This window comes from Dyadobacter linearis (assembly GCF_907165045.1).
Taxonomy (GTDB): Bacteria; Bacteroidota; Bacteroidia; order Cytophagales; family Spirosomataceae; genus Dyadobacter; species Dyadobacter linearis.
Genome location: NZ_CAJRAU010000002.1, coordinates 883684 through 910328, shown reverse-complemented (window position 1 = coordinate 910328; position 26645 = coordinate 883684). Strand labels below are relative to the sequence as shown.

Sequence of the window (26645 nt, the reverse complement as noted above, 5' to 3'; positions counted from 1 at the left end):
ACATACCATTTTAAGCAGAAAAAACTGGAAGTGAAGCCGATAAATCTGCTGGTGAGCTCATAATTATTACGTGCTGGAAGCGAAGTTTTGTCCAAATAAATCTATATTCGGAACCCTAACCCCTTTTCCTTTTTATAAATGAGCAAGAAATCAGCTTCGTTTCGTGTCGAGTCCATTGATATATTCCGGGCCCTGACCATGTTTCTGATGATTTTTGTAAACGATTTCTGGACATTAGAGGGCGTGCCGCAGTGGATGCAGCACAGTAAAGGAAGTGATGATGCAATGGGGCTTTCGGATGTCGTATTTCCCTGTTTTCTCTTTATCGTCGGACTTTCGATCCCTTTTGCGATTGCTAACCGCCGCATGAAAGGGGATGGAAACGGTATCATATTATTCCACATTCTGGAACGAACGTTCGCCCTGCTATTAATGGGTATTTATATTGTCAACCTGGAAAGTGCCGTCAGTGAGGGGATGGTGGTGAGCAAATATGTGTGGCAGATCGCGATGGTGGTAGCTTTCTTCCTGATATGGAATGTGTATAAGGGGACTAATGTGAAGTTCACGAGCATGAAAATCCTGGGCTATTTAACCCTGGCGGCGCTCGCGGTGATCTACAAGGGCGGCGACCCGGCAAATCCTTCTTCAATGGAAACGCATTGGTACGGGATATTAGGTTTGATCGGCTGGGCGTACCTGATCTGTGCGCTCATTTACTTTTTTATGAAGGACAACCTTGGGCTGATTGTCGGCGCGTGGCTATTCCTGGTACTATTCAATCTCGCAGATTTCGCGGGTATGCTGCAATTTCTGGATCCTGTCAGAGCGAAGATATGGATTGTGGGAAGCGGCTCAATGCCTGCATTCACCATGGCGGGCGTGACGGCGTCGGTGATCTACCGCAATATGACCAGCAGATCGGCCGCAAGTCAAACCTACCTCTGGATCCTCCTCATTCTAGGGATATTAGCATTTGCCTACGGTTTCGGCACCCGGCCGTTTTGGGGTATTTCCAAGATCCGCGCCACTCCGGCCTGGGTAGGAATTTGCAGTGGTATCAGTTTTTTTGCATTTGCATTCATGTACTGGCTGGTTGATTTGAAACGATCGAAAAGCTGGGCGGAGGTATTGAAGCCCGCCGGAACTTCCACGCTGACTTGTTATCTCGTTCCGTATTTGTGGTATGCGATTATCACACTGGTGGGTTTCAGTCTGCCGCTGTTCCTGCGGACAGGAATTGTCGGGCTGGTCAAATCACTTTGCTTTTCCCTGCTGGTCATCGTCGTGACGGGGCTGCTGAATAGGGTAGGTATCCGGCTTAAAATATGACGTCAGTGGTATATTGGCGCAGTTTCGTCTTTATACAATAGCGTAAATTTTAAACAGGAATCTCAATGACTTCAAGAAGATCTTTTGTAAAGAAAGGGTTTGCAGGACTGGTAGCAGGAAGCGTGCTATCGATGCAGGAAACGAATGCGGATGTAGTTTTCGAAAAGAAAGAAGATAGTTTCAAACTCGGAATAGCCGGATTCAGCTTCGTCAATTTCAAGCTTGACGAGGCACTCGCGATGATGAAGCGGACCGACGTACATCACCTTTGCATCAAAGATTTTCACCTTCCTTATAACAGCACCGCCGAGCAGATCACTGCATTCCATGAAAAACTGAAAGAATCGGGCGTAACTGGTTACGCGGTCGGGCCGATTTACACCAAAACTCACAAGGATATCGACAATGCATTTGATTATGCAAAACGGGTAGGCGTGAAGCTGATCGTCGGTATCCCGAACCATGAAGATCTTGCTTATGTAGATCAGAAAGTGAAGGAATACGATATAAAATACGCGATTCACAACCACGGTCCGGAAGACAAACTGTACCCGAATGCGGCGTCGATCCATGAACTTGTCAAAAACCTTGATCCCCGGGTCGGGATTTGTTTTGATATGGGGCACAACAAAAGGGATAATCAGGATTCGGTTGCGGATTTGGGTAAATATGCCAAACGTATCTTCGACCTTCACCTTAAAAATGTGACTGCGGCTTCCAAAGACGGAAAAGCGTGTGAGCTTGGCAGGGGCGTGATCGATATTCCTGCTTTTGTTAAAATGCTGAGAAAAAGCAAGTACAATGGCGTGTGCAGTCTTGAATATGAGAAAGATATGAAGGATCCGCTGGCAGGAATCGCCGAGTCGGTGGGCTATTTCAAAGGAGTGTGCGATGCAGTTTAACTGCTGAAAATCGCTTAAAGTGGTTCAAAACCGTATTTTTGCGTACCAAGTAGATTATTTTCATCATATAAATAAGATAGTGATGCTCCAAAACGTGCCCTTTGATAAACTTCCTGCGTATAAAAAACTAAAAACGCACCATAAATCGATCTCACAGAAACATCTCAAATCGCTTTTCGAGGAAGATGCGGACCGCGGTAAAAAGTTTACGATCCGCTTCGGTGATATCCTGGTGGATTATTCCAAAAACCGCATTACAACACGTACAAGATCCTATCTTACGCAACTTGCGGAGGAAGCCGGCCTGGCTGATGCGATCGAACAAATGTTCACCGGCGAAAAGATCAATGCGACCGAAGACCGGGCGGTACTGCATACTGCATTGCGCAACCGGTCCAACGAGCCGGTTTTGGTCGACGGGAAGGATGTAATGCCTGACGTGAATGAGGTGCTGGATAAAATGAAGGAGTTTTCGGGCAAGGTGCGCTCGGGTTCGTGGAAAGGATATTCGGGAAAAGAGATCACGGATGTGGTGAATATCGGCATCGGAGGAAGTGATCTGGGGCCTGTGATGGTAACAGAGGCGCTGAAAGCTTACAGCAAGCCCGGCCTCGAAGTGCATTTCGTCTCGAATGTGGACGGTACCCACATTGCCGAAACCCTGAAAAAGCTGGATCCGGAAACGACCTTGTTTATGATCGCTTCCAAAACTTTCACGACCCAGGAAACGATGGCGAATGCGCACAGCGCCCGGAAATGGTTTTTGGACAAAGCGAAAGACGAGAAATTTGTTAAAAAGCACTTCGTTGCCATTTCGACCAACCGCAGTGAAGTTGAGAAATTCGGTATTGATCCCGACAATATGTTCGGATTCTGGGATTGGGTAGGCGGCAGGTATTCACTATGGTCTGCTATCGGGCTTTCGATCGCGGTCTATATTGGATTCCAGAATTTTGAGCAGCTGCTGGCCGGCGCGCACGAAATGGACAAACATTTCAGGACAGCGAAATTTGAGCGGAATATTCCCGTGATTCTGGGTCTGTTGGGTGTTTGGTACAATGATTTCTTCGATGCTCAAACGCAGGCAATTCTGCCTTATGACCAATATCTCCATCGTTTTGCAGCATATTTCCAGCAAGGTGATATGGAAAGCAATGGAAAAAGTACCGGTCGCGACGGCCAGCCTGTGGGTTACCAAACGGGGCCGGTGATCTGGGGCGAGCCGGGTACCAATGGTCAGCATGCATTTTATCAGCTGATCCACCAGGGCACGAAGCTTATCCCTTGCGATTTTATTGCTCCTGCGATCAGTCACAATCCGCTTGGAGACCATCATAAAATGCTGTTATCTAACTTCTTTGCGCAAACCGAGGCTTTGATGAATGGGAAAACGGACGAAGAAGTGCGTGCAGAACTGAGTGGCTCGGGGAAATCCAAAGAAGAAATCGACGCGATCGCACCTTTTAAAGTGTTCTCCGGCAACCGACCTACGAATTCTATTTTGGTGAAAAAAATAACACCGAAAGTACTGGGAAGCCTGATCGCGATGTACGAGCACAAGATATTCGTTCAGGGAATTATCTGGAACATTTACAGCTTCGACCAATGGGGCGTGGAGCTCGGCAAGCAGCTTGCAAATAAAATATATCCCGAATTACAAAACGACTGGCCGGTGAGCAACCACGACAGCTCGACGAACGGTTTGATCAATCAATACAAACGTTGGAGGTAACGGTTCAGGATTAGCGATGTGATCACGTAACCGACTAAAACACCAGTAGCATCTGCCACTGCGTCCCACCAGTCAAAGGTGCGGTCGAAGGGCAGAAGCTGCTGGTACACTTCCAGCGCCAACCCATAAGCCATTCCCAGGAAAACAAGCTGCTTTCCTTTCCGCGGATAGGCAACCATCCAAAGGACTATCCAGACTATAAATAACCCCGCGTGCACGATTTTGTCAAAGCCGGCTACGGGCGCTGAGGGGATATCTTTTCCGGGCCAAGTGCAGGCGATCAATATCAAAATCGTCCATATCCACGCCAGCCAGGGTGTTTTAAAAATGTTAATCAAAGCCTTCATTGAGCAACTGTAAAGTTAGAAGCTTAAATTTAGGCCGAAATCGACATTATCAGAATCCAACTCACCGAAACTTTGCAGTCGGCTCATAGATATACCGTAAAGAATCCAGCTCCGGCCTGTAAGTGGCGCTTTTCATGACGTTGCTGAGTTCGACCCGGTATGTTTCTCCGTCACCGTCAGGAATTGCATCAAGGAATGCAGCGAAGCCCGATTCTGCATTGATCTGATACCAGTATTGGCTTGTTTTATATTTTCTGTCGTATCTATGATCTCTTCTCACAGCTTGTATCGAGTCTTTCTTATTGAGCGAGCTGTCATAGAAGGAAAATTTCTGATAGGGCACTCCCTTACTATATACAGGCCCAAGCAGGCTGTCCTTTTCGGAAAGAAATTCTTCTACTTCCAGCAATGTTTTTTCTGGCATCCCACCATTTTCCAGTTTGCCTTTTCTCTGATATTCAACCAGCCTCCAATACCCCGGCTCCCCGTGATTGGTAAGACTACCTACAAGTGCTTTGGTGAATCTTTCGGGAAAACATCCTACCAGGCAAGCTGCGAAAAAGAATAATAATAGAGCTTTCATATCTGAGTTAAGATTAGGGCTGACTTATAACAGTTTTACTATCAAGCTATTTAAACTTTGCAGTCGGCTCATAGATATACCGCAAAGAATCCAGCTCCGGCTTGTAAGTGGCGCTTTTCATGACGTTGCTGAGTTCGACCCGGTGGGTTATCGTTTCTTTTCCCAGTTCAACATCCAGGAAAGCAGCGAAACCGTATTCCTTGTTAATGTGATACCAATATTGGCTTCGCTTGCGCTTTCTGTCGTACCTACTACCGTAAATCACCGCTTGTAACGAGTTAGTCCTTTGTATCGTAGAATCGAAAAATGAAAAGATATAGTACGGCGCTCCCATGTGATATTGAGGCTCTTGCAGGCTATCTTTTATTGAAAGCGCGTATTCAACTTCAAGTAAAGCCTTACCTGAGATCTGATTTAAGTTCTGATTCTTACCCTTTTTTTGGTAACCAACTAAGGTCCAATATCCGGGCTTCTCGCCATATACCAGATCACCCGTCGGTTCCGGAGAATATCGTTCCGGAAAACATCCGGCCATCACCGCAGCAATCAAACCAGTTATAACAGTTTTCATATAAAGCTGTATTAAGGATGAACAATGTAAGCTCTCATATTCGAACTATTGTACAATGTCCCGCCACCGACAATGCCGTTGTAGGCAAACCAGATATCGTTTTCTGGATCATTTCCCCATCCCCAGTTCATTTGGAAGTAAGTCGAATGATTTTCGTAGCAATATCCACTTTGATCATTGAAAATCGCGTATAAATCTCTAATTCCATCTATTACCCAAATGTGTTGCTTGGCGGCGCATAGAGTGCAGTTAGAACCGAATACAATAACTGGTCTATGCGCTCGTAGTTCGTTGTTAATCATCTCGATGTTCGAAAAGAATTCTTTATCAAAAGAAGTGTATCCACGATTTGAAAAGAAATTGTCAATGTGGCCAGGTATATTCCACGTTTGGCATCCAGATCCTGAGAGCGGAATACCGAGCCCGGGGACAAGGGTATTATATACTGCGTCCAGATCCTTCCCTGTATCCCGCAAAAGTTGCGCAATATTTATGTTGTTTGCATTGACAGGAATGCAGTCGCCAGGCACATTTACTGGCATCGCGTTAAACATAGCAGTTGAATAGCCATGACCGTTAGTAGTTATTGGTTTCCGATGAAACCTGAGAACCTGCGATACTGCAACTGGCCCGCAGCCTGTGGGTGCCTTACCGCAATTGTAGTCTCCTTTGCAATTCAATGTGTTGATCCCCGCCGGACAGAAGGCATTGTACCCGGTTCCCTGACGCCATCTTGACATATTGTGTGTCAAATGCGCGATCGTCGAATTAGCCGGAATTGGGTGGTTTACAAACCATTCGCAGCTGGATTCGGGAGAGTGTACTGGCTGGTCGCTGGTTCGGCGGCCGTCCGGAGCTTGTCTTAACTGACGCCACATATTTACGACATCAATGTGCGCTTCCTTCTGGGTTTGGGCGCCTTCAAAGTTTTCCCTGATGATATCAAACCACAATTGAATTCCGGGATTATCTGTCTTTTCATTAAAAGAGCCGGTTTCCGAAAAGGCCAGAATCGGCTTCATCCGTTTGTCCGCAGACAGAAGCGTGAAGCCCTCATTATTTGCATATTCAATAATGTAAAATAGTAGCTCGGCACGTTCGCCGTAAAACTTCCTGGCCTCTTTCACTACGCGGACTTTGTTTTCGCCGATGCGGGCATTTGAAGTAATCTTCGCAACAGGCTCGCCGGACATTAACTCAATAGCCTCCTCCTGATCAAGGAAGAATTGATTTTTTTCAGATTTATGCTCATTTGAAGAAGGCTCTGACAGATCATTTTTCGAACACCCGGTTAATAAAATCCATGCAGCCGAAAATGCGAATAGGGAGGGAAGAAGAATTTTCAATTTCATCATATAGCATGTTTGATCTCACCCTCCCGGCATACTTTGGTGTACAACTTCGTGGTGCAATGCAAAGTGCCGCATTATATTTTTACGATCCAACAAGCTACGCTTATAAGTCTATTGGTCACACTTATAATTTAATCAGTCTCACTTATAATTAGAATTTTACGAGCTAAAATTGGCGATAAACGGCAACGCAAAACGTCCGGCATGTACCGGACGTTTTGCGTTGCTATGATGAAGTAATTGTAATTTGACCTTGTTAACCGTTGTCCGAAAATTCCGGATACAGCGTCATTCCGCCATCTATATATAATGTTTCGCCATTTACGTAATCGGAATCGTCGGATGAAAGCCATGCAACAGCTTTGGCGACATCCTGCGGCGTACCGATTCTCTTATATGGAATCAGGTTCATTAAACCCTCATACTTATCGGGATCCGACCATACCTCCTTATTGATAGGCGTTTTGATCGCACCCGGACTTACTGAATTCACTCTGATCTTATGCGGCGCCAGTTCCTGTGCGATCGATTTCATGAACATCATAATACCACCTTTTGAAGCAGCGTAGTTCACGTGACCTGCCCAGGGGATAATATCGTGTACTGAACTCATCAAGACGATCTTACCGATAGAAAGTTCGCTGTGATTAGGAGCTTCTTCATTATTTACCTGAGCTAAAAACTGCCTGGAAGCAGCGCGGCAGCAGAGAAACATGCCAGTCAGGTTCACATCGATCACTTTCTGCCATTCCTGCAAAGTCATTTCGAGGAAAGGGGCGTCTTTCTGTAACCCGGCATTGCTCACAAGTACATCTAGCCTGCCAAACTTATCGACCGTTTCTCGGAACATCGCCAGCACATCTTCTTCCTTGCTTACATCAGCCTGGATCAGAATAGCCTCACCGCCTCGTTCATGGATCTCATCCACCGTTTTCTTGCCTTCCTCTTCGTTGGAGCTGTAATTGACGACGACTTTTGCGCCCTGGCCGGCGAAATGAATTGCGCAGGCTTTACCGATCCCGGAACTAGATCCCGTCACAATAACAACCTGATCTTTAAATTTCTGTTCAGGACTTATCATATGATTTCTTTTTCGATTGATTTCAATTTTTGCCAGACACTACGATTAACCTTTTTGACAGCCCAGTTTTTGGCGATCAAAATGGCTTTCGCGACAGCCTCCCGGGGAGAAATGTTGTTGGAGCGAAGAAGCTCTTGTGCAATCGCAACCGCCTTTTCACGGGTGGTAGGAGATAAATACATCAATTCAGGCAGTGGGATTCTTGCGTCCATAGATTAACGTGAATTTTAGTAACAGGTTTTAATTTGATGATTTGTGTAACTGACTTGATAAAATTCGGTGCCAGTTGGCAGCCGCATTAATTATATATTTTTCGGGTTTCCTGCACCCCAGTTTTTGGTCTTGCGTGTAAAAAAAATCCCCATCTTTTCAGACGGGGATTTTCAAAGGAAGTCTTATTTAACTTCTTCAAAATTTACATCCGTCACATCGTCGGTAGCATTTCCGCCTTCCGCCGCGCCCGGATTTCCAGGATTCGCGCCGCCTGCAAAACCGGCTCCCGGATTAGCACCAGCCGGCTGGCCTTCGCCACCCTGTGCGTACATTTCCTGTGAAGCAGCCTGCCACGCAGCGTTCAATTTCTCCATTGCAGAGTCAATACCTGTCAGATCCTGGCTTTGATGAGCTGTTCTCAGTTCAGCCAATGCGCCTTCGATATTTGATTTATTGCCCTCAGACAATTTGTCCCCGAATTCTTTCAACTGTTTATCAGTCGAGAAGATCAGGCTGTCTGCAGCATTGATTTTCTCAATTTTCTCACGTTCTGCTTTATCAGCAGCTTCGTTCGCTTTTGCTTCCTCACGCATTCTGTTGATTTCAGCGTCGGTAAGACCACTGGAAGCCTCAATGCGGATTTTCTGCTCTTTACCGGTTCCCTTATCTTTCGCCGAGACGTGCAGGATACCATTCGCATCTACATCGAAAGTCACCTCGATTTGAGGGGTACCGCGCTGTGCTGGTGGAATATCCGACAAGTGGAAACGGCCAAGTGTACGGTTCTGAGTCGCCATCGGGCGCTCTCCCTGCAATACGTGGATCTCAACAGAAGGCTGGTTATCAGCAGCAGTCGAGAATGTCTCCGTTTTTTTCGAAGGAATAGTTGTATTTGCGTCGATCAGTTTTGTAAATACACCGCCCAGGGTTTCAATGCCCAATGAAAGTGGAATCACGTCAAGCAGCAATACATCTTTTACTTCGCCTGTCAAAACACCACCCTGAATCGCTGCACCAACTGCAACTGCTTCGTCCGGGTTAACGTTTTTAGAAGGTTTTCTGCCAAAGAATTTTTCAACTTCTTCCTGCACGCGTGGAATACGTGTTGAACCACCCACCAGAATTACTTCACTGATATCGCTGTTGGAATAACCTGCATTTTTCATCGCTCTCTTGCAAGGCTCCATCATTCTCTGGAACAATGAATCTGCAAGCTGCTCGAATTTCGCGCGGGTCAATGTGCGAACCAAGTGTTTTGGAATTCCGTCAACCGGGAATATATAGGGTAGGTTAATCTCAGTCTGCGTTCCGCTGGACAATTCAACCTTCGCTTTTTCAGCGGCTTCTTTCAGACGTTGAAGTGCCATTGGATCTTTGCGAAGATCAACAGCTTCGTCTTTCTGGAATTCGTCTGCAAGCCAGTTAATGATCACCTGGTCAAAGTCGTCACCACCTAAGTGTGTATCACCGTCGGTAGATTTTACTTCAAAAACACCATCACCCAATTCAAGGATCGATACGTCGAAAGTACCGCCGCCTAAGTCGAAAACAGCGATTTTCATGTCCATGTGCTGCTTGTCAAGACCGTAGGCAAGCGCAGCAGCAGTAGGTTCGTTGATGATACGTTTCACATCCAAACCTGCAATCTGACCAGCTTCTTTCGTAGCCTGACGTTCTGCATCATTAAAGTAAGCAGGAACAGTAATAACCGCCTCCGTCACTTCCTGACCAAGATAATCTTCTGCTGTTTGTCTCATTTTCTGCAAAATAAATGCAGAAACCTCCTGTGGAGTATATAGCCTGTCACCGATAGGTATACGCGGCGTGTTGTTCGGGCCTTTGTCTACGGTGTATGCAACAGTTTTTTGCTCACTGGTTACATCATCGTATTTTTTACCCATAAATCTTTTTATGGAGCTGATAGTATGCTTGGGATTAGTGATCGCCTGACGTTTGGCCGGTGCTCCGATTTTGCGTTCACCATTGTCCATGAATGCAACCACGGATGGAGTAGTGCGGGCTCCTTCGCTGTTTGCAATTACAACCGGCTCGTTACCCTCCATGACAGCCACGCAGGAGTTCGTAGTTCCTAAGTCTATGCCAATAATTTTTCCCATTGTTCTATATTAAAAGTTAAGTATAATTTGATTCTGTGCGTTTTGAGCGTTGACCAGTGTTTCGGTCGCTCCAAGACTTTCTAAAAAGCCCGTACCAGATTATACATGCAAGGTGGGAAGTGACAAACTGTCAGGCCGGGATCTCGGCCTGACGAAGAGATATTATGCGAGGACTTGTCCCATATAAGGGTCGCTCTGGCTCAGCTGGCCAGTTTCTATGTGGCCTGCGTAGCGTTGCAGGAAATCAGGATCGTTTTCAATAGTAACCGAGAAATCGTACCAGTTCGCGCTGTTTTTGAGATCGAATGAAATACTTAAACCATTTTGGGAAGAGAGTACCCTGCTATTAATTTGCTTACTTCCAGCACCGTAGGTGTTGTCAGTAATAGTTATCACTGTGTTGTTAGTAACATTCAGGTCACTTAATGTAAATATGGCGAAAGCGTGCGATTTTTTGCTTTTATCTAACTTGTATTGCAGGCCTACTTTTACAGAACCAGAATCCTTTGTGCCGGTATATTCTCTGTAAAATCCATTCGGACCATATACCCTCAAATGATATTTACCACCTTCAAAATCGCTTATTTTCCAGGAACCTTTTAATGCGTCCCCTGCTTTCACCGCATAATTCCATACCCTGGACAGTTCATTTTTATATTTTCCAGGTGCATAAATCATGAAAGGAGAGCCGGCAGCCTTTTCTTTAAACATGTCATTTTGGGCTTCCAGTGTAATCTCGAATGCACTTTTGTCAGATTTTAAAGCACCATCCGCCGATAGTTCGTAGGGAATAGGGCAGGCTGAGCGGGTTCCTTTCTCCTGATTCGGTAAAATGGATGAAGCAATGGGATCTTTATTCACTTCGTCAATTTCTGACTTGGTCAATGCTTTGTAACCGTTTGGCAGCCTTTTAAATTTTGCATTAAATATGCCTTCCATGAATTCGTCCCTTTCTAAAAACGTCGGCAACTTAAACTGCTCGCCTTCGTACGGTAAGAATGTAGAAGTAAGATCACCACAAATAGTCCGCCTCCACTCGCTGATATTGGTTTCTTTAATCTCTTTTCCGGATTTGTGACTCACAAACTTTTCAAGAAATTGAAGTATAGAAGTATGGTCAAAAACTTCCGAGCAAACGTTTCCGCCGCGGTTCCAGGGAGAAGCAACCACAAGGGGAACCCGGTAACCCAAGCCAATAGGGCTTTCCCGACTTTCCTTTTCAGGTTTTTTGGTCATATCCTCTTTTAATGTCACATATTCAGTTTTACAGTCAATGCCTTCTGAAACGGCGCCGGTATCTTCTTTATAAGGATTGGGAACAGAAAATGGAGGTACGTGATCGAAATAACCGTCATTTTCGTCGTAACAAAGAATGAATATCGTCTTCTTCCAAACTTCCGGGTCAGCCGTCAGAATATCCATTACTTCCGACACATACCAGGCTCCGTACCACGGCGAGGTAGGGTGGTCCGAAAAATTCTCGGGAGCCACCAGCCACGAAACTGTCGGCAGATTTCCGGTCTTTACATCAGACCGGAATTGGTGAAGAATATCTCCCAGCGGTGCCTTCGCCTCATTTTCAATATCCCCGTCCTGGTATTTGACGGTGGTTATCTTCCTGTATTCGGGGTCATTTTTATTAATTGTAAATGCTTTCTGATGGATATTTTTAGCACGTTGAGAAAGTTTTTCAAAATTCTCGGCGCTCCATCTTACCACTTCTTCCCGGGCAATCGCAAGACTGGCTTTCTTTTCGCTTAGTTTTTTCGCGAGCAGATCCGTTTCCTTCCCCGGCTGCATTACTTTCAATTTAGCTTGTCCTTCCTCAATCTCGCCCGGCAGTTTTTTGATCTGATTTTTCAAATATTCCTGATAGCCGGTGTGAAAGCGGACCTGGTATTGAGAGAACCATTCAATAGGGTTGTCCGTGAAATTCGCGAGCCACGACTCTTCTTCTCCTGTCAAACCGGTTGAAATACTCAGTTCATTCTGATATATTTTCCACGATACGCCGTGGTCTTCCAGTCTCTCCGGAAAAGTTGTCCACGATGCTTCTGCATCATCCGATACGTTTTCGTTTCTGACATTTGCATAATTTTTCGGGTCAGGATTTTCGCGGATCGTGCCGGTCCATAAATACAGTCGGTTTGGGGTAGTACCAGTGAGTGAAGAACAGAAATTTTGATCGCAGACCGTAAATGCGTCCGCCATTGCGTAGTAAAAAGGAATATCCTCTCGGTTGTAAAACCCCTGGGTCAAAGGCATTTTAGTATAGTCCTTATGCCCTGGCTGCTTGGCGGTCAGCCATTTATCATACTTACCCTCATTCCGCGCATCCACCTGATTGGTCCAGGAATGCGGCAGAGAGCCCATCCAGGTTGCATTTGTTTCCCGCATATTCAGCCGGAACGGAACGTGCGTCTCACCGAATGCATTCGTTTGCAGCCAGACAAGGTTTTGATTTGGAAGCGTGATAGCACGCGGGTCATTAAAACCCCGGACACCTCTCAATGTTCCGTAAGCGTGATCGAATGAGCGATTTTCCTGCATCAGGATCACCACATGTTCAGCATCAAGGTAAGTACTCCCTTTCTGCGGATCTATGGCCAATGCTTTCTGAATGGAAGCAGGTAGGGTACTGAATAGTCCGGCGGCGCCAGTGAGCATGCCGGCCTTTTTTATAAATTCTCTTCTTGATTCCATTTACAGGGTAATAGCGTTTGACACTTTTTTGTAATACCTGACAAGGCTACTAAAGTACCAAGCTTTCCCAATTATGGCGCATTATTTAATTGTAAAGAAGAATTTGTAGGGGTAAAAAAAATCCCGCCGGAGAGGCGGGATTGCTGTTTTATTTTACTTGATCAACGATCGCTTTGAAAGCTTCCGGATGATTCATCGCTAAGTCAGCGAGAACTTTTCTGTTCAGCTCGATGCCTTTTGCATTCATTTTGCCGATAAAAGCAGAATAAGACAATCCGTGCTCGCGGGTACCAGCGTTGATACGTTGGATCCACAATGCGCGGAAATTACGCTTTTTCTGTTTACGACCTGTATATGCGTAAGCCAAACCGCGCTCTACTGCGTTTTTAGCTACGGTCCATACATTCTTACGACGGCCGAAATAGCCTTTCGCAAGCTTCATTACTTTTTTACGTCTTGCACGTGACGCAACGTGATTTACTGAACGTGGCATGTTTTAACTGTTTTTGATAACGGGCGCTCTGTTGAGTCTTGAAAGCCTTTTACCGGGTTGAACTAAGAAACCGAAATGGTATTGTACTTAAATGGCTTTGCTTATTAACCAAGCATTGCCAACACTTGCTTGTGGTTAGACACGTCGATAAGACCCGTCTTCACCAATCCACGCTTGCGTTTTTTAGATTTTTTAGTCAGAATGTGACTGTGGAAAGCGTGTTTACGCTTAATTTTTCCAGTGCCGGTCAGCGAGAATCGCTTTTTAGCTCCTGAAATGCTTTTCATTTTAGGCATGATTCAAAAAATAATAGTTGATAAAATATAAAACAGCGCGCAAAATTAGCCAAAATGTTTATAAAATGAAAATCGTGGCCCCGGAATACCGAAGCCACGATTTCTATATATGTAAAGATCACTTGCTTTTAACAATCGGCGCAAGGATAATTGTCATCCTTTTCCCTTCCAGTTTCGGTTCCATTTCCAGCTTGCCGAATTCACTCAGTGCCTCAGAAAATTTATTCAAAAGATTTACACCTCTTTCTTTAAATACAATAGTCCGACCAACAAAATGGACATAAGCCTTCACTTTTGAACCTTCTTTGAGGAAGTTGATCGCGTGTTTCAATTTGAAATCGAAATCATGGTCATCGGTATTCGGGCCGAAACGGATCTCCTTGATCACAACTTTCATTGCTTTCGCCTTGATCTCCTTTTGCTTTTTCTTCTGCTCGTACTTGAACTTGGAGTAATCGACTACTTTGCAAACCGGAGGTACTGCTGTTGGTGCAATCTCAACCAAATCAAGACTTTGCGCCTTCGCAAGTGCTCGGGCTGTGATGATATCCACTATGCCTGGCTCAATATTCTCTCCAACCAGACGTACTTCTTTCGCTGTAATTCGTTCGTTAATTTTATAAGGTTCTTCGGGAACTCTTAACCGTCCACTAGGGGGTCTTAATGCCATATAACTTGGTTTGGTGTTGTTTTATTTTTCGGTGAAAATCAAAATTGCTAACAGTGAGGCAGCAAAAATAGTGCCTTCCTGATGGAATTATAACAAAAAGTTAGGAAAACATCAAATTACCGCTGATTCTTTCTTGAAGAAAGCCGCAAATTCCGCCACTGTCATGCTGCCCAGGTCACCTTCTCCTTTACGACGAATCGACAATTTCCCCTCAGCCATTTCTTTTTCACCGACTATCAGCATAAAAGGTACCTTTGAAACTTCCGCATCACGGATCTTCCGGCCAATTTTTTCATCCCGGTGATCCACGAAGCCTCTGATATCATCATCCTGCAACTGGAAAAATACCTCTTCCGCGTAATCCGCAAACTTTTCAGAAATCGGCAGGATCGCGACCTGGTCAGGTGAAAGCCACAATGGGAACTGTCCGGCAGTGTTTTCGATCAAAATAGCGATAAATCTTTCCATCGAACCGAAAGGCGCGCGGTGGATCATCACGGGCTGGTGCTTTTGGTTATCAGAGCCGGTATATTCCAGGCCGAAGCGTTTTGGCATTTGGTAATCCACCTGGATCGTACCCAGCTGCCACTTTCTGCCCAAAGCGTCTCTTACCATAAAGTCCAGCTTGGGGCCGTAGAATGCAGCTTCTCCCAATTCAGTTACGGTATTCAAGCCACGCTCGGAAGCTGCTTCGATGATCGCATTTTCAGCGCGTTCCCAATCTTCATCCTTCCCAATATACTTAACCTTGTCATTTGGGTCACGCAGCGATATTTGCGCGCTGTAATCGTCGAATCCAAGGGTTTTGAATACGTATAATACCAGATCTATCACGCGCACGAACTCTTCTTTCACCTGATCGGGGCGGCAGAATATGTGCGCATCGTCTTGTGTAAATCCACGCACACGAGTCAGCCCGTGGAGCTCGCCGCTCTGCTCATACCTGTAAACCGTTCCAAACTCCGAAAACCGCAAAGGCAGGTCTTTGTAGGAGCGGGGAGAAGTTTTGTAGATCTCGCAGTGGTGCGGGCAGTTCATCGGTTTCAGCAAATATTCTTCACCCGGATTCGGTGTTTTGATCGGCTGAAATGAATCTTTACCATACTTATCCCAGTGCCCGGAAGTCACATACAATTCCTTACTTCCAATATTGGGCGTGATCACAGGCAGATAACCTGCGCGGGATTGTGCTTTGCTCAAAAATGACTGGAGTCTTTCACGCAGCATCGCACCTTTCGGAAGCCACAATGGAAGTCCCTGACCTACTTTTTCAGAAAAAGCAAACAATTCCAGCTCTTTGCCCAGCTTTCTGTGGTCACGTTTTTTAGCTTCCTCAATCAGCGTTACATATTCTTCCAGCTCTTTTTGCTTTGGAAAAGTAATACCGTAAATGCGGGTAAGCATCTTATTTTCCTGCTTATTACGCCAGTAGGCGCCTGCAATATTGGTCAATTTGACAGCCTTGATAATTCCTGTGTTGGGAATATGGGGGCCTCGGCAAAGGTCAGTAAAACCGCCTTGCTCATATAATGTAATCGAACCGTCTTCAAGACCGTCGATCAGTTCCAGTTTATATTCGTCTCCTTTTTGTGTAAAGAACTCAACTGCCTCGGCCTTGCTGATCGGTTTACGGACATATTCATTTTTCTGCCGCGCCAGTTCGAGCATTTTCGCCTCGATCTTAGGGAAATCCTCCTGAGAAAGTGTCTTGTCACCCAGGTCGACGTCATAGTAAAACCCCTTTTCAATAGAAGGTCCTGTACCGAATTTTACACCCGGATACAATGCTTCAAGCGCCTCGGCAAGCAAATGAGCCGATGAATGCCAGAACGTCGATTTACCATCTTCGTCATTCCATGTCAGTAACTTCACAAGTGAATCCTGCGTGATCTGACGCGTAGGATCCCAAACTTCATTGTTGACCTTCGCAGCGATCACATTGCGCGCAAGTCCTTCGCTGATACTGAGTGCAATTTCGAAGGCAGTAACTCCTTTTGGGTAAAAGCGTTCGCTACCGTCGGGCAGGGTAATTTTTACTTGAGACTCGTCTTTCATTCAAAAATCTATTCTGTGGATTTAATTCAAAGGTTTTCTCAAAAACCGGCAAAGTACAAAGCTATTCAATTTTAGCTTTTCGCGTTGAGTCGACGCGGATATTTGTAGTACCCCGCGGTTTCAATACATTGATTTTGACACGCGCCGTGTCGAGCAGTTTGTAGCCGGCTGCCGGATTTTCGTCCGGGTAATACGATTGGTAGCTGTTCTCTTCATTTTCCCTCAGCCTGATCCTGTACAACCCATACCTGGCATCCTGGTCACCCGGCGCTAGTGCCAATGCGGTACTATAATACATTTTCGCGTTCTCGTAATCGTAGTTTTTCTCGTAACAAAGGCCGAGCATATTGTTGATTTCTTTCGACTGCGGCTTCTTCTTTACTAGTTTTAAAAGAGCAGGAATTGCCTTTGGATATGCTTTTGATTGTATTCCAATGTTCGCAATCTGTAAAAGCGCATCTTCATAGTCGGGACTTAGCGAAGCGGCTTTCTGAAAACTGAACAGCGCGGTATCTGGCCGGGCCATTGCAACGAAAATCTGGCCCTGCTCATAATGCAGATTAGGGTCATTCGGAAAGCGCTCTATCGCTTTTTGGTTCACTTGCAGTGCCTTATCAACATTTTTAAGTTTTCTCAATAATAAAATACTCTGTTGATATGCACGGAGCATTCTGGGATTTACATTGATTGCGTAGTCCAGACTCGCCAATGCAGAAAGCGAATCGCCTTGTCGGGCTTGCAACATTCCTTTTACGTAATAAGCAGGCCCATCATAAGGAGCCATTTTCAGCGCCTGGTTGAGGTAGCCGACCGACTCACCGAAGCGATTTTTTGCCTGTAAAATGTCAGCTAGCAGCACATACAATTCCGGACTGCTTTGCTGCAATGCTTCCGCGCGTTGTGCATCTTCGAGCGCATTGTCGATCTTGCCCAACTCCCGGTTGATTTTTCCGCGAAGCAAAAAATAGTCGCTTACATTGTCCTGCTCGTAAATCGACTCGTTAATATCATCCAGTGCCTCGTTAAATTGTTCTCTTTCAAAATAAATCCTCGCCCTCTTGAAGTAATTGATATCGGAATCAATACCTCTGTTAATGAGCTCTGTCAGTGAAAGCAAAGCATCATTCTGCCACTGCGCCCGCGACTTTTTCACGACCGGCGGAATGCGCGTAGCATTTCTCGCATCGCTCTGGCAGGATTGAAGTAATCCACCCAAAGCAATGGTTATCAGGAAAATAACGTAGCCAGAAACAGCTGATTTCATTAATAGAATAGGCTTGCTATATGTCAATCGTTTTGATCTGAAAAACGTGAAAACACACCCAGCGGCAATTTTTTACCAAAAGAATCGGCAACATACAATTCGCCGAATTCATGATTTGTTGCGTCTCCAAAGTGCGCATTGATCAAATTTTCCACGATCAGCGCCGAGAACCCGAGTGAGTACAAGTTGATGATAAAGAAATTATTTTCCTTCTTCAATAGAAGCGCACATAGCCGCAAAATCTCGTTCAAGCTTTCTTCCAAAAGCCACTTTTCACCATCAGGACCCCGTCCATAGGCTGGCGGATCCAGTATAATACCATTGTATTGATTACCCCGACGCACTTCCCGCTGCACAAATTTCAATGCATCTTCCACAACCCAGCGGATATTGTCAAGTCCGCTCAGCTGCATATTCTCACGTGACCAGCTGATCACCTGCTTAATAGAGTCGACGTGCGTAACGTCTGCCCCCGCAGCTTTCGCCGCAAGCGAAGCAATGCCCGTGTAGGCAAACAGGTTCAGTACATTCAGCTTCTCCTCAGGAATTTTTTTAACCTTTTTGTAAATGTAATCCCAGTTCGTCGCCTGCTCCGGAAACACGCCTACGTGCTTGAATGAAGATAATATGAGCTTGCTCCGCAAATGCATAGAATTGGTGCGATACTGAAAAACCCATTTTTCAGGCATATCCGCCTTCGAAACCCACTGTCCTTTTTCCTGGGAGTTCTTATCTTTTTTGAAAACTGCATTAGACCGTTCCTCCCATTCACTTTCGGGAAGCGACTTATCCCAGATCGCCTGCGGCTCCGGCCGCGTCAGAATATATGGCCCGAATCGTTCAAGTTTTTCAAAGCCACCCGAATCGATCAATTGGTAGTCAGTATGCTGATCTGGAGTAAGTAATATCACGTTTTATTTTTTCTATTTATGGTACATTCCGTCGGCTGAAGCCGACGGGCATTGATTTTAATTTCCGTTGGCTTCAGCCAACGGTTTCGGGGCTGATGCAGATTGGTATTGATTTCATTATCCTTCGGCCAAAGCATACGATCATGCATCAATTTCCGTTGGCTTCAGCCAACGGCCCACGGGCTGATGCTGATTGGTATTGATTTCATTATCCTTCGGCCAAAGCCGACGATCATTCATCAATTTCCGTTGGCTTCAGCCAACGGCCCACGGGCTGATGCTGATTGGTATTGATTTCATTACCCTTCGGCCAAAGCCGACGATCATTCATCAATTTCCGTTGGCTTCAGCCAACGGCCCCACGGGCTGATGCTGTTCGCCATTGAGATACGCTCAATATGCAATCTTATTCATATAAAACACATTTCTTCTTCCCCTGGTCTGCGGGTCGCCGGCTGCGTTTACGATGCGTTGTTCGCCCCACGCGAGGTAAAAGTTACCGTACCAATAGTCAATATCATCGGTACTGGTCTTTCTCACCTTGTCGCCTTCTACATTGGTTTCGTTAGGGATTACCCGGTCGCTGTCTACTACCTGATTGCCTTTGATAATCTTGCTGCGGATCGCGCCGTTATGGCTGTAAACCAATCTGGAATTTCCATTCGCAAAAGTCTGAACGCGGATTTTTTCCCGCAGCTCCATACTCTTCACATTATCAAAGTTAATGCTGTTGTCCCAGACAAGATTTCCATTCTGATCCACATCGGTCACAATGGCGTGGGTGTATGTAAATCCATCGAAAACCTGCTGGTTGTAGCCACGGCCGCCGTACATCGGGTTCCATAAGTAAGGGTTATAAAGTCCCATTCCAAAGGGGTAGCCGCCAAATCCACCATAACCCATTCCACCCATCATCGCATTGTTATTGTAGCGATATTCCGGGTAGAATGCCTCAGCGACAAGAAGATAGTGGTTATCCTTCGGTACGATATCGTGTACTAAAAGCCTGTAATTCAGTTTTAAATCGTCGCCGCTTTCTTTTTTCTTCTTGATGCGCCTTTCGATCTTTTCCTGCTGGCGCTCATTCATGAAATTAAAGAAATTTTTGAAATCAGTAAAACTGTGGTATTTCGTAAAAACGGTCTCTTCACCCACAATTTTACTAATATACAAACCCTGAGAAGCCGCCGTGCTGCTGCTCTGCATATTGCGGTACCCATATGTCCCGATCAAAATCCTGACCGAATCGTTCAATACCTGCAACCGGCCACTCAGCAATGAAAAATCATCTTCAGGATCCACCGAAACCTGCGTGTAAAGCTCGCCGGTTTCTTCATAGGAACGCGCTACTATCTTGGTTTGTCTTCCTTTTTTTACCGCAAAACAAACATTTACCAAATGATGCGCGGTATCCACTTCCACAGTCTGAATCGCATTTGAGCCTTTAATAGCGGAAGGCAGCACTCTCGTTTGCGCAGTTGTAAGCTGCGTAAAAATCAGTACCGGCTCATTCCGCACCATTCCTGCCATAAAAACAGAATAGCCCAGCGTTTTAAAATCCGTGATCTCGAAACGGTCGACGGTATTGATAGTGAAAGTCTCGACAAAGCCGGGGCCCACATTCACTTTTACAATCTGATAAAGCGAGCTGCGGTATTTGCTGAATAACAAAAAAACAGCCTGCCCGTCGTACGAAGAGGTTATATAGTCCAGATTGGATTCGATAGGACCATCAATGGACCAGATGCGATCGAGGTTACTGTCAAATTTCTGGACATTAAATGTACCGCGGTCAGGTTTTGAGATCAGCAATACTCCTTGCTCGCCGAGCGGAACGGTCTGGTAAGCCGTGTTGCCCGAGAGTGGAAGCTCCACGCGCTTCACACTCTGCGCCCCGGCTAGTACCGGAATGCAAAGCAGCAAAACTGCAAAAAACGCCAGCCTGAGCCCTGGGAGAATACGCTTAATCATGCGCGAGTCCAACAATAATATCAAATTCCTCGCGCCGCACAGGTGATACCGACAATCTTGACAATTTCACCAAAGCCATTTCCTTTAACCGGGAATCGCCCTTAATCTGCGCCAGCGTTACTGTTTTTGGGAATTTTTCAACAGGAACCACATTTACAACTACCCAGTCACCTTCTTTGGCGGTAGGATCGGGATAATGTTCTTTGGAAACTTCCGCGAGGCCCACTACTTCTTTTCCCTCATTGCTATGGTAAAAAAGTACCTGATCGCCTTTTTTCATAGCCATTAAGTTGTTCCGTGCCGCATAATTACGCACGCCGTCCCACATTCCCTCTTTTTCTTTTACAAGCTGATCCCAGGGGTATGTGCTGGGTTCGGATTTGACGAGCCAATAATTCATGATTCAGTTAGGCTTTTGTATTGAATGTGTTGTTTAAAATCAGGGGAATTTCGGGTATTTACTAAAATCAGGTTTTCTTTTTTCAAGAAACGATTTCTGACCCTCTTTCGCTTCCTCACTCAGATAATAAAGCAAAGTCGCATTCCCTGCTAATTCCTGAATTCCCGCCTGACCGTCCAATTCCGCATTGAACGAGCTTTTCAGCATCCTGATTGAAAGCGGGCTTTTCTCCTGGATCTTTTTACACCAGGCCACCGTCGTTTCTTCGAGTTCTTCCAGCGGCACAACCTTGTTCACCAAACCCATATCAAGCGCTTCTTTCGCGTCATATTGATCGCACAGGAACCAGATCTCACGCGCTTTTTTCTGACCTACTACGCGCGCCAGGTAAGATGCGCCGAAGCCGCCGTCAAAACTGCCGACTTTCGGGCCGGTTTGTCCGAACCGGGCATTTTCAGCCGCAATAGATAAGTCGCAGATCACGTGAAGCACGTGCCCGCCGCCGATCGCCCAGCCGGCCACCATCGCAATAACTGCCTTTGGGATCGACCTGATCATTCTTTGAAGATCCAGTACATTCAGCCTCGGCACATGGTCTTCGCCAATATAGCCGCCGTGGCCGCGCACTGACTGGTCGCCGCCGGAGCAGAACGCTTTTCCGCCTTCGCCGGTTAAAATAATCACGTCAATTCTCGTGTCTTCGCGGCAGATATGCATCGCGTCGATCATTTCCGTTACTGTAAGCGGCGTGAATGCATTGTGTTTATGCGGGCGGTTAATGCTTATTTTTGCAATTCCTTCGTGCAGCGTGAAAAGGATTTCCTCGTATTCTTTAATGGTTTCCCATTGAATTGAACTGGACATAATCTGAATTGAAATTTGAAACAATAGGGCAGGGGAATCCGAAGAAGCAGGTCCGTGCGCCGAATGTGCGAAATTACTGATTGTTTGGGTATCCTTCAAAAAGCAAATGAATAAGATGTTTTTAGCAAATGATTTTTGGGAAAAACCCCGGCCGGAAGATCCATATCTCGCGAAAGCACATGATTTTATGCGTGCCTGGAAAACGGGTCAGGAGGAATTCGTGCTGCACACTTCCGGATCAACAGGTGTTCCTAAGCCAATTTCAATATCTCGAAACCAATTGATAAGCAGTGCATTAGCAACAGGAAAGGCGCTGATTTTGGATAAAGGAACACGTGCATTAGTGTGCCTCAATATCAATTACATTGCCGGACTAATGATGCTGGTACGAGGAATGGAGCTGGATTGGCAACTGACGGTTATTGAACCTTCATCCAATCCGCTGCTTGACATCGGTGCAAGCGTTGCTTTCGATTTTACTGCGCTGGTACCAATGCAGTTAGCCAATATTCTGGAAAATCCTTCGACAAGAAACCGGGCTAACAGCCTCGGTAAGATCCTATTGGGCGGCGCGCCCGTGAATACGCATTTGCAAAACGAAATACTAAATATAGAGCAGCCCGTTTTTCAAAGCTATGGAATGACAGAAACGGTATCACATATTGCATTGCGCAAATTAAATGCACCAGTTCCCGAAGACAATTACACCTTCCTTCCTGGCATTCAGTTTGGTACTGATCCAAGAAGCTGCTTGTTCGTTTCAGGAGCTGTGACGAATGGAGAAACTGTGCAGACGAACGATCTGGTGGAAATTAGCGGCAATACTTTTAAATGGATAGGAAGAGCGGATAATGTAATTAATTCGGGAGGAGTTAAGATCGTACTCGATCAGGTCGACCAGATAGTAGCTCAGACTTTCTTTCATCTTGGTATAGCCAACTCGTTTTTTTCATGGTATCTGCCTGACGAGAAATTGGGGCAAAAACTCGTGCTGGTCGTCGAAGGTGCGCATCTTTTAATTGATCAGGAATTGATTTTAGATGAAATTAGGAAGCGGAGTTCGGCTTATGAAACTCCGAAACATATTTACTTTGCAGCGCAGTTCACAAAAACGCCGACAGGCAAAGTGGACAAACGCAGCTCATTTCAACAGTTTTCCCAAATTTAAATGGATAAGAATCTTCAAATACCAGGTCTATACATCATCCGGTTCGAAACTGCGCCTGTTGTCCCTGCGCCCTTTGCACACTACTATGCGCTGAAACTTAACCTGCTCGCCGAAAAGGAGTTAGAGGTAGATTTCGAGATTAAATACAAAGACCGGGACGAACTTTCGGAAGACGAAATTTACGACGAGGGTTTCACGACCGAAGACGATTATAAATGGAAAGGTCCAGTTCCTGAAAAGTGGATCAGCGAGTTTGAGCAAATATTTTCATCCTCGAAAACGATCAGAAAACGGGAGGAAAATGAATATGAAGATTTTGTTGAGATCGAGTTGGAAGAAAATGAAAAGCGGGTGACCATATACCCGGTTGACAAAGAACGCTGGTCGTATTTTTTGCAGGAATTCATGCAGGCGATCTTCGAAACCAGCGGCCGGGAAAATCCTTTTGAACTATCATTTGTTGAGATAGACCAGGATAAAACCACCCGCCTGGACCTGAAAGCTTCATTTGCTAACAAATCATTTACCATTAGCAAGAACAACGGAACGCCGCAGCAGCTTGAATGGACGCAGCTGCAACAAATTATGGACACGGTTTACCGCGCAGAGTTTGTATCGGACAATGCATCTGAAGTAAAGCCCTCAAAACAAGGTAAGTACCTTACTGCCGGTGATGGTTTGTGGTATCAAATGGGCGTCGCAGTTTTAGAAACGACATCGAAAAGTAAAGACCTTTCTAAAATAGAAAACCTGTTTAGTACACTGGGCAAAAAAGTTTAGCGCATTGCTAAATGCCCTGCTGCCGGTATTGACTAAGCTCCATTTGCAATTCATCCACTAGCTGCATAATGCGATCGAGCGAAGGTTGCGGCGCGGGCATTTGCAGGCTGATAAAAGCTTTGATCTCCCATACTTCCAATACGTCCTGTAGAGGAATTTCCAGCTCAGCTACTTCCGGATTATCGGAGGTCAGTAATAGAAATCCCGATGTTTTAACGTGGTTGAATGCAGTCCTGCAAATAATTCCCTGACTTTTTAGCACAAAAACATACTGCATTCCGTCGTGGATATCGTACCAGTTGCGCACGAAAGTACCGACCAGCAGCGAGCCGGGATATGTATAATCTTCTCCGGCTTCAAACGCCCGGTAATAGCCGGTTGCCAGATTTGGAAGCTGGAATGACGGCAGGTTAGTCAAATAAGCGGGATTCTGAAAGTTGGCCAGATAGTGGCCTTGCATATTAAATGCAACCCACTGGACAGTCTGGTAAATATTCGGCCGCTCTTCGGCAGCCGCATTGAACTGGTTAGTTTGAAACTGATTATTGAATACTGGCAGCTGGTTAGGGGCGTAATTAGCTGCCTGTGGCGGCTCAGGATTAGCATAATTCATCGCCCGCGGCGGTTGCTGTACGGCTGGTGCCGGTGCTTCACCACTGACCGGTTTGAGGTTAACCTGCCTTGACACCATTCTGAGCGGCTGTTCCGGCTGCTGATACTTCTCCATGATCTTTGCCAGCGGCTGGGGCTCGGCGTAAGTCGGTACTCTTGAAGGAGCAGCAGGAGGGATATTTCCTGAATGTGAAACTGTCATTGGCTTAGCTGGCGACAGCGGAAGCGACATATCAGGCGTTTCCCTTAGTTTTCTGAGATCATTTTTTAGCAAATTATCGACCGTAATGCCAAACGCAGACGCCATATTTTTGAGGTTCGTCAAATTCGGATTGGCGCGTGCCTCTTCGTAAGCTCCTAACAGAGAGCGTTTGATCGCTATTTTTCTGGCAAACTGTTCCTGCGTCAGCCCATTCAGCCTGCGCAGGTATTTGATATTATTACTTACAATACTCATAAACCGATAGATTTGAAATCTGCTACTAATTGACAAATCTTTTAGCAAATATCAAACAGGGCAACAAAAAACCAGCTGAACTGCATATTGAATGCAGCTCAGCTGGCCAGTGTTTTTGAGCAAGAAGCTCAGCTATTAAAATTGCTTTTATTGATAAATTTCTTTCTTGGCAGCCTTGAAAGTATTGGTAAGTAAACCACAGATCGTCATCAAACCAACACCTCCGGGAACGGGCGTAATATAGCTCGTTTTGGGGGCAACATCATTGAAGTCAACGTCACCTTTGATCGAATATCCGCTCTTTTTCGTGGGGTCAACCACTCGGGTAATGCCCACGTCAATCACCACCGCACCTTCTTTTACGTAATCAGCTTTGATGAAATCAGCCCGGCCCAATGCTGCGATCAGAATGTCGGCACTCTGGCAGATCTCTTTCAGGTTTTGCGTTTTACTGTGCGTAATGGTTACTGTGCAATTGCCAGGGTAGTCGTTTCGCTGCATCAGAATACTCATCGGCAACCCAACGATCTGGCTGCGACCTACTACCACGCAGTGTTTACCGCTGGTATCAATTTTCGCGCGGATCAGCATTTCAAGAATACCGAAGGGTGTCGCAGAAATATAAGCCGGAAGCCCCTTGCACATTTTACCCACATTCACCGGGTGGAAACCGTCCACATCTTTCGCAGGGTTTACGGCCTCCATGATCGTATTTTCAGAAATATGCGCAGGAAGGGGAAGTTGTACGATAAATCCGTCCACGTCGGGATCGTTATTTAGCTGTTCAACAGCTTCCAGCACTTCGGCCTCGGAAACCGTCGGCTCGAACCGGAGCAGGGTAGAAGAGAACCCGATCTCTTCGCAGCTTCTGATCTTTGAAGCCACATACGTTTCGCTCGCGCCGTCGCTGCCAACCAGGATAGCCGCCAAATGTGGTTTCTTGCCACCGCCAGCGACCCATTTTTCAACTTCTTCCTTTATTTCAGATTTGATTTGAGAAGAAATAGCCTTCCCGTCTAGTAGTTGCATTCTCTAATTTTCTGATAGTAAATATTTGTTGGTCAAAATTTCCATTCCTGTGGAAGCTTTTTCCTGAATGAAGGTCATATTGGGTTTCAGGCGAATATCAGGTTGGGCTGGATCAATCAGGTAAATGGGCCTGCCTGCCGGAACATAGTGCACGAGGCCAGCGGCCGGGTATACTGCGAGGGAAGTGCCGATTACGAGAAAGATATCTGCTTGTTCAGTGACATCCATCGCCACCTCCATCATCGGAACTTCTTCCCCAAACCAGACAATATGCGGGCGCAGCTGGCTTCCCTCCTCACACAAATCGCCCGTTTTCAGCTCCCAGGAATCCATTTTGTAAACGAGCGCGGGATTTTTGGTACTGCGTGATTTAAAAAGCTCGCCGTGCAAGTGAAGTACTTTGGAAGAACCGGCTACTTCATGCAGATTATCAACGTTTTGCGTAATGATCGTCACGTCGAAATGCTTTTCCAAATCTGCCAGCGCATAGTGTGCGGCGTTGGGTTTTACTTCGTAAGCCTGCTTTCTTCGCTGGTTATAGAAATCCAACACCAGTTCCTGATTTCGGGCCCAGGCTTCCGGCGTTGCCACATCTTCAATGCGATAATTGTCCCACAAACCGCCGTTGTCGCGAAATGTACTGATGCCACTTTCGGCGCTGATTCCCGCTCCTGAGAGTACTACTAGTTTTTTCATTTTAATGTGTGTTTATTTTTGCCACGACTGATACACAAATAGTTGT

General features: G+C 45.8%; 25 protein-coding genes. 5 read left to right on the top strand and 20 right to left on the bottom strand.

Annotated features, from left to right (window positions below; translation table 11 throughout):
• The first annotated feature begins 138 nt into the window (after nucleotides 1–138).
• The 3 genes from KOD92_RS09825 (at nucleotide 139) to pgi (ending at nucleotide 3966) form a co-directional block, all read left to right on the top strand.
• Nucleotides 139–1332: a DUF5009 domain-containing protein gene (locus KOD92_RS09825; protein WP_215233364.1), complete on the top strand. Its 1194-nt coding sequence runs from the start codon at nucleotides 139–141 to the stop codon at nucleotides 1330–1332.
• Nucleotides 1333–1397: 65 nt separating this feature from the next.
• A complete protein-coding gene (locus KOD92_RS09820; protein ID WP_215233363.1) occupies nucleotides 1398–2234 on the top strand; it encodes a sugar phosphate isomerase/epimerase family protein in 837 nt (278 codons plus the stop codon).
• Nucleotides 2235–2316: 82 nt separating this feature from the next.
• The gene (gene pgi, locus KOD92_RS09815) at nucleotides 2317–3966 is read left to right on the top strand and encodes a glucose-6-phosphate isomerase (protein ID WP_215233362.1); all 1650 of its coding nucleotides are present in this window, start codon (nucleotides 2317–2319) and stop codon (nucleotides 3964–3966) included.
• Here the strand turns inward: pgi and KOD92_RS09810 are convergent.
• The 17 genes from KOD92_RS09810 to menB all read right to left on the bottom strand — a co-directional run bounded on the left by KOD92_RS09810 (nucleotide 3945) and on the right by menB (nucleotide 21857).
• Nucleotides 3945–4313, bottom strand: coding sequence for a VanZ family protein (locus tag KOD92_RS09810; RefSeq protein WP_215233361.1), 369 nt, complete (start codon nucleotides 4311–4313; stop codon nucleotides 3945–3947). The two genes, pgi and KOD92_RS09810, sit on opposite strands and share 22 nt — an antisense overlap.
• Nucleotides 4314–4374: 61 nt before the next feature.
• Complete coding sequence (locus KOD92_RS09805) at nucleotides 4375–4896, bottom strand: hypothetical protein (protein WP_215233360.1); 522 nt, start codon at nucleotides 4894–4896, stop codon at nucleotides 4375–4377.
• Nucleotides 4897–4942: 46 nt separating this feature from the next.
• The gene (locus KOD92_RS09800) at nucleotides 4943–5467 is read right to left on the bottom strand and encodes a hypothetical protein (RefSeq protein WP_215233359.1); all 525 of its coding nucleotides are present in this window, start codon (nucleotides 5465–5467) and stop codon (nucleotides 4943–4945) included.
• Between the two features lie 11 nt (nucleotides 5468–5478).
• Entirely contained in the window at nucleotides 5479–6822 is a 1344-nt protein-coding gene (locus tag KOD92_RS09795; RefSeq protein ID WP_215233358.1) for a C10 family peptidase, read from the bottom strand.
• A 253-nt stretch (nucleotides 6823–7075) separates the two neighbouring features.
• Complete coding sequence (locus KOD92_RS09790) at nucleotides 7076–7900, bottom strand: SDR family oxidoreductase (protein WP_215233357.1); 825 nt, start codon at nucleotides 7898–7900, stop codon at nucleotides 7076–7078.
• The gene (locus KOD92_RS09785) at nucleotides 7897–8112 is read right to left on the bottom strand and encodes a hypothetical protein (protein ID WP_215233356.1); all 216 of its coding nucleotides are present in this window, start codon (nucleotides 8110–8112) and stop codon (nucleotides 7897–7899) included. The genes KOD92_RS09790 and KOD92_RS09785 overlap by 4 nt, the downstream gene beginning before the upstream one ends.
• Before the next feature lie 183 nt (nucleotides 8113–8295).
• Entirely contained in the window at nucleotides 8296–10230 is a 1935-nt protein-coding gene (gene dnaK / locus KOD92_RS09780) for a molecular chaperone DnaK (RefSeq protein WP_215233355.1), read from the bottom strand.
• 162 nt (nucleotides 10231–10392) lie between these two features.
• On the bottom strand, nucleotides 10393–12933 hold the full coding sequence (locus KOD92_RS09775) for a phosphocholine-specific phospholipase C (protein ID WP_215233354.1): 2541 nt from the start codon (nucleotides 12931–12933) through the stop codon (nucleotides 10393–10395).
• A gap of 148 nt (nucleotides 12934–13081) precedes the next feature.
• The gene (gene rplT, locus KOD92_RS09770) at nucleotides 13082–13426 is read right to left on the bottom strand and encodes a 50S ribosomal protein L20 (RefSeq protein WP_215233353.1); all 345 of its coding nucleotides are present in this window, start codon (nucleotides 13424–13426) and stop codon (nucleotides 13082–13084) included.
• 104 nt (nucleotides 13427–13530) lie between these two features.
• Nucleotides 13531–13722: a 50S ribosomal protein L35 gene (gene rpmI, locus KOD92_RS09765; RefSeq protein WP_215233352.1), complete on the bottom strand. Its 192-nt coding sequence runs from the start codon at nucleotides 13720–13722 to the stop codon at nucleotides 13531–13533.
• A gap of 118 nt (nucleotides 13723–13840) precedes the next feature.
• Nucleotides 13841–14392 (bottom strand): translation initiation factor IF-3, encoded by a 552-nt coding sequence (gene infC / locus KOD92_RS09760; protein WP_215233351.1) that lies wholly within the window; start codon nucleotides 14390–14392, stop codon nucleotides 13841–13843.
• Nucleotides 14393–14503: 111 nt separating this feature from the next.
• The gene (thrS, locus tag KOD92_RS09755; RefSeq protein ID WP_215233350.1) at nucleotides 14504–16447 is read right to left on the bottom strand and encodes a threonine--tRNA ligase; all 1944 of its coding nucleotides are present in this window, start codon (nucleotides 16445–16447) and stop codon (nucleotides 14504–14506) included.
• A gap of 61 nt (nucleotides 16448–16508) precedes the next feature.
• Nucleotides 16509–17711 (bottom strand): tetratricopeptide repeat protein, encoded by a 1203-nt coding sequence (locus KOD92_RS09750; protein ID WP_215233349.1) that lies wholly within the window; start codon nucleotides 17709–17711, stop codon nucleotides 16509–16511.
• Between the two features lie 23 nt (nucleotides 17712–17734).
• Nucleotides 17735–18622 (bottom strand): class I SAM-dependent methyltransferase, encoded by an 888-nt coding sequence (locus tag KOD92_RS09745; RefSeq protein WP_215233348.1) that lies wholly within the window; start codon nucleotides 18620–18622, stop codon nucleotides 17735–17737.
• A 393-nt stretch (nucleotides 18623–19015) separates the two neighbouring features.
• Nucleotides 19016–20593 carry a hypothetical protein gene (locus KOD92_RS09740; protein ID WP_215233347.1) on the bottom strand — a complete coding sequence of 526 codons (1578 nt, stop codon included), beginning with the start codon at nucleotides 20591–20593 and terminating at the stop codon, nucleotides 19016–19018.
• A complete protein-coding gene (locus KOD92_RS09735) occupies nucleotides 20586–20993 on the bottom strand; it encodes an EVE domain-containing protein (RefSeq protein WP_215233346.1) in 408 nt (135 codons plus the stop codon). The genes KOD92_RS09740 and KOD92_RS09735 overlap by 8 nt, the downstream gene beginning before the upstream one ends.
• 39 nt (nucleotides 20994–21032) lie before the next feature.
• Nucleotides 21033–21857: a 1,4-dihydroxy-2-naphthoyl-CoA synthase gene (menB, locus tag KOD92_RS09730; protein WP_215233345.1), complete on the bottom strand. Its 825-nt coding sequence runs from the start codon at nucleotides 21855–21857 to the stop codon at nucleotides 21033–21035.
• A 106-nt stretch (nucleotides 21858–21963) separates the two neighbouring features.
• On the opposite strand from menB, the gene KOD92_RS09725 reads away from it, so the two are divergent.
• Nucleotides 21964–23025, top strand: coding sequence for an AMP-binding protein (locus KOD92_RS09725; RefSeq protein WP_215233344.1), 1062 nt, complete (start codon nucleotides 21964–21966; stop codon nucleotides 23023–23025).
• Nucleotides 23026–23805: a hypothetical protein gene (locus KOD92_RS09720; RefSeq protein ID WP_215233343.1), complete on the top strand. Its 780-nt coding sequence runs from the start codon at nucleotides 23026–23028 to the stop codon at nucleotides 23803–23805.
• Between the two features lie 7 nt (nucleotides 23806–23812).
• Here the strand turns inward: KOD92_RS09720 and KOD92_RS09715 are convergent, their stop codons facing one another.
• From KOD92_RS09715 to KOD92_RS09705, 3 genes are all read right to left on the bottom strand, one after another.
• Nucleotides 23813–24874, bottom strand: coding sequence for a helix-turn-helix transcriptional regulator (locus tag KOD92_RS09715; RefSeq protein WP_215233342.1), 1062 nt, complete (start codon nucleotides 24872–24874; stop codon nucleotides 23813–23815).
• Nucleotides 24875–25021: 147 nt separating this feature from the next.
• Nucleotides 25022–25903 (bottom strand): bifunctional 5,10-methylenetetrahydrofolate dehydrogenase/5,10-methenyltetrahydrofolate cyclohydrolase, encoded by an 882-nt coding sequence (locus tag KOD92_RS09710; RefSeq protein WP_215233341.1) that lies wholly within the window; start codon nucleotides 25901–25903, stop codon nucleotides 25022–25024.
• Nucleotides 25904–25906: 3 nt separating this feature from the next.
• Nucleotides 25907–26599 carry an SIR2 family NAD-dependent protein deacylase gene (locus KOD92_RS09705; protein ID WP_215233340.1) on the bottom strand — a complete coding sequence of 231 codons (693 nt, stop codon included), beginning with the start codon at nucleotides 26597–26599 and terminating at the stop codon, nucleotides 25907–25909.
• Nucleotides 26600–26645: the final 46 nt, after the last annotated feature.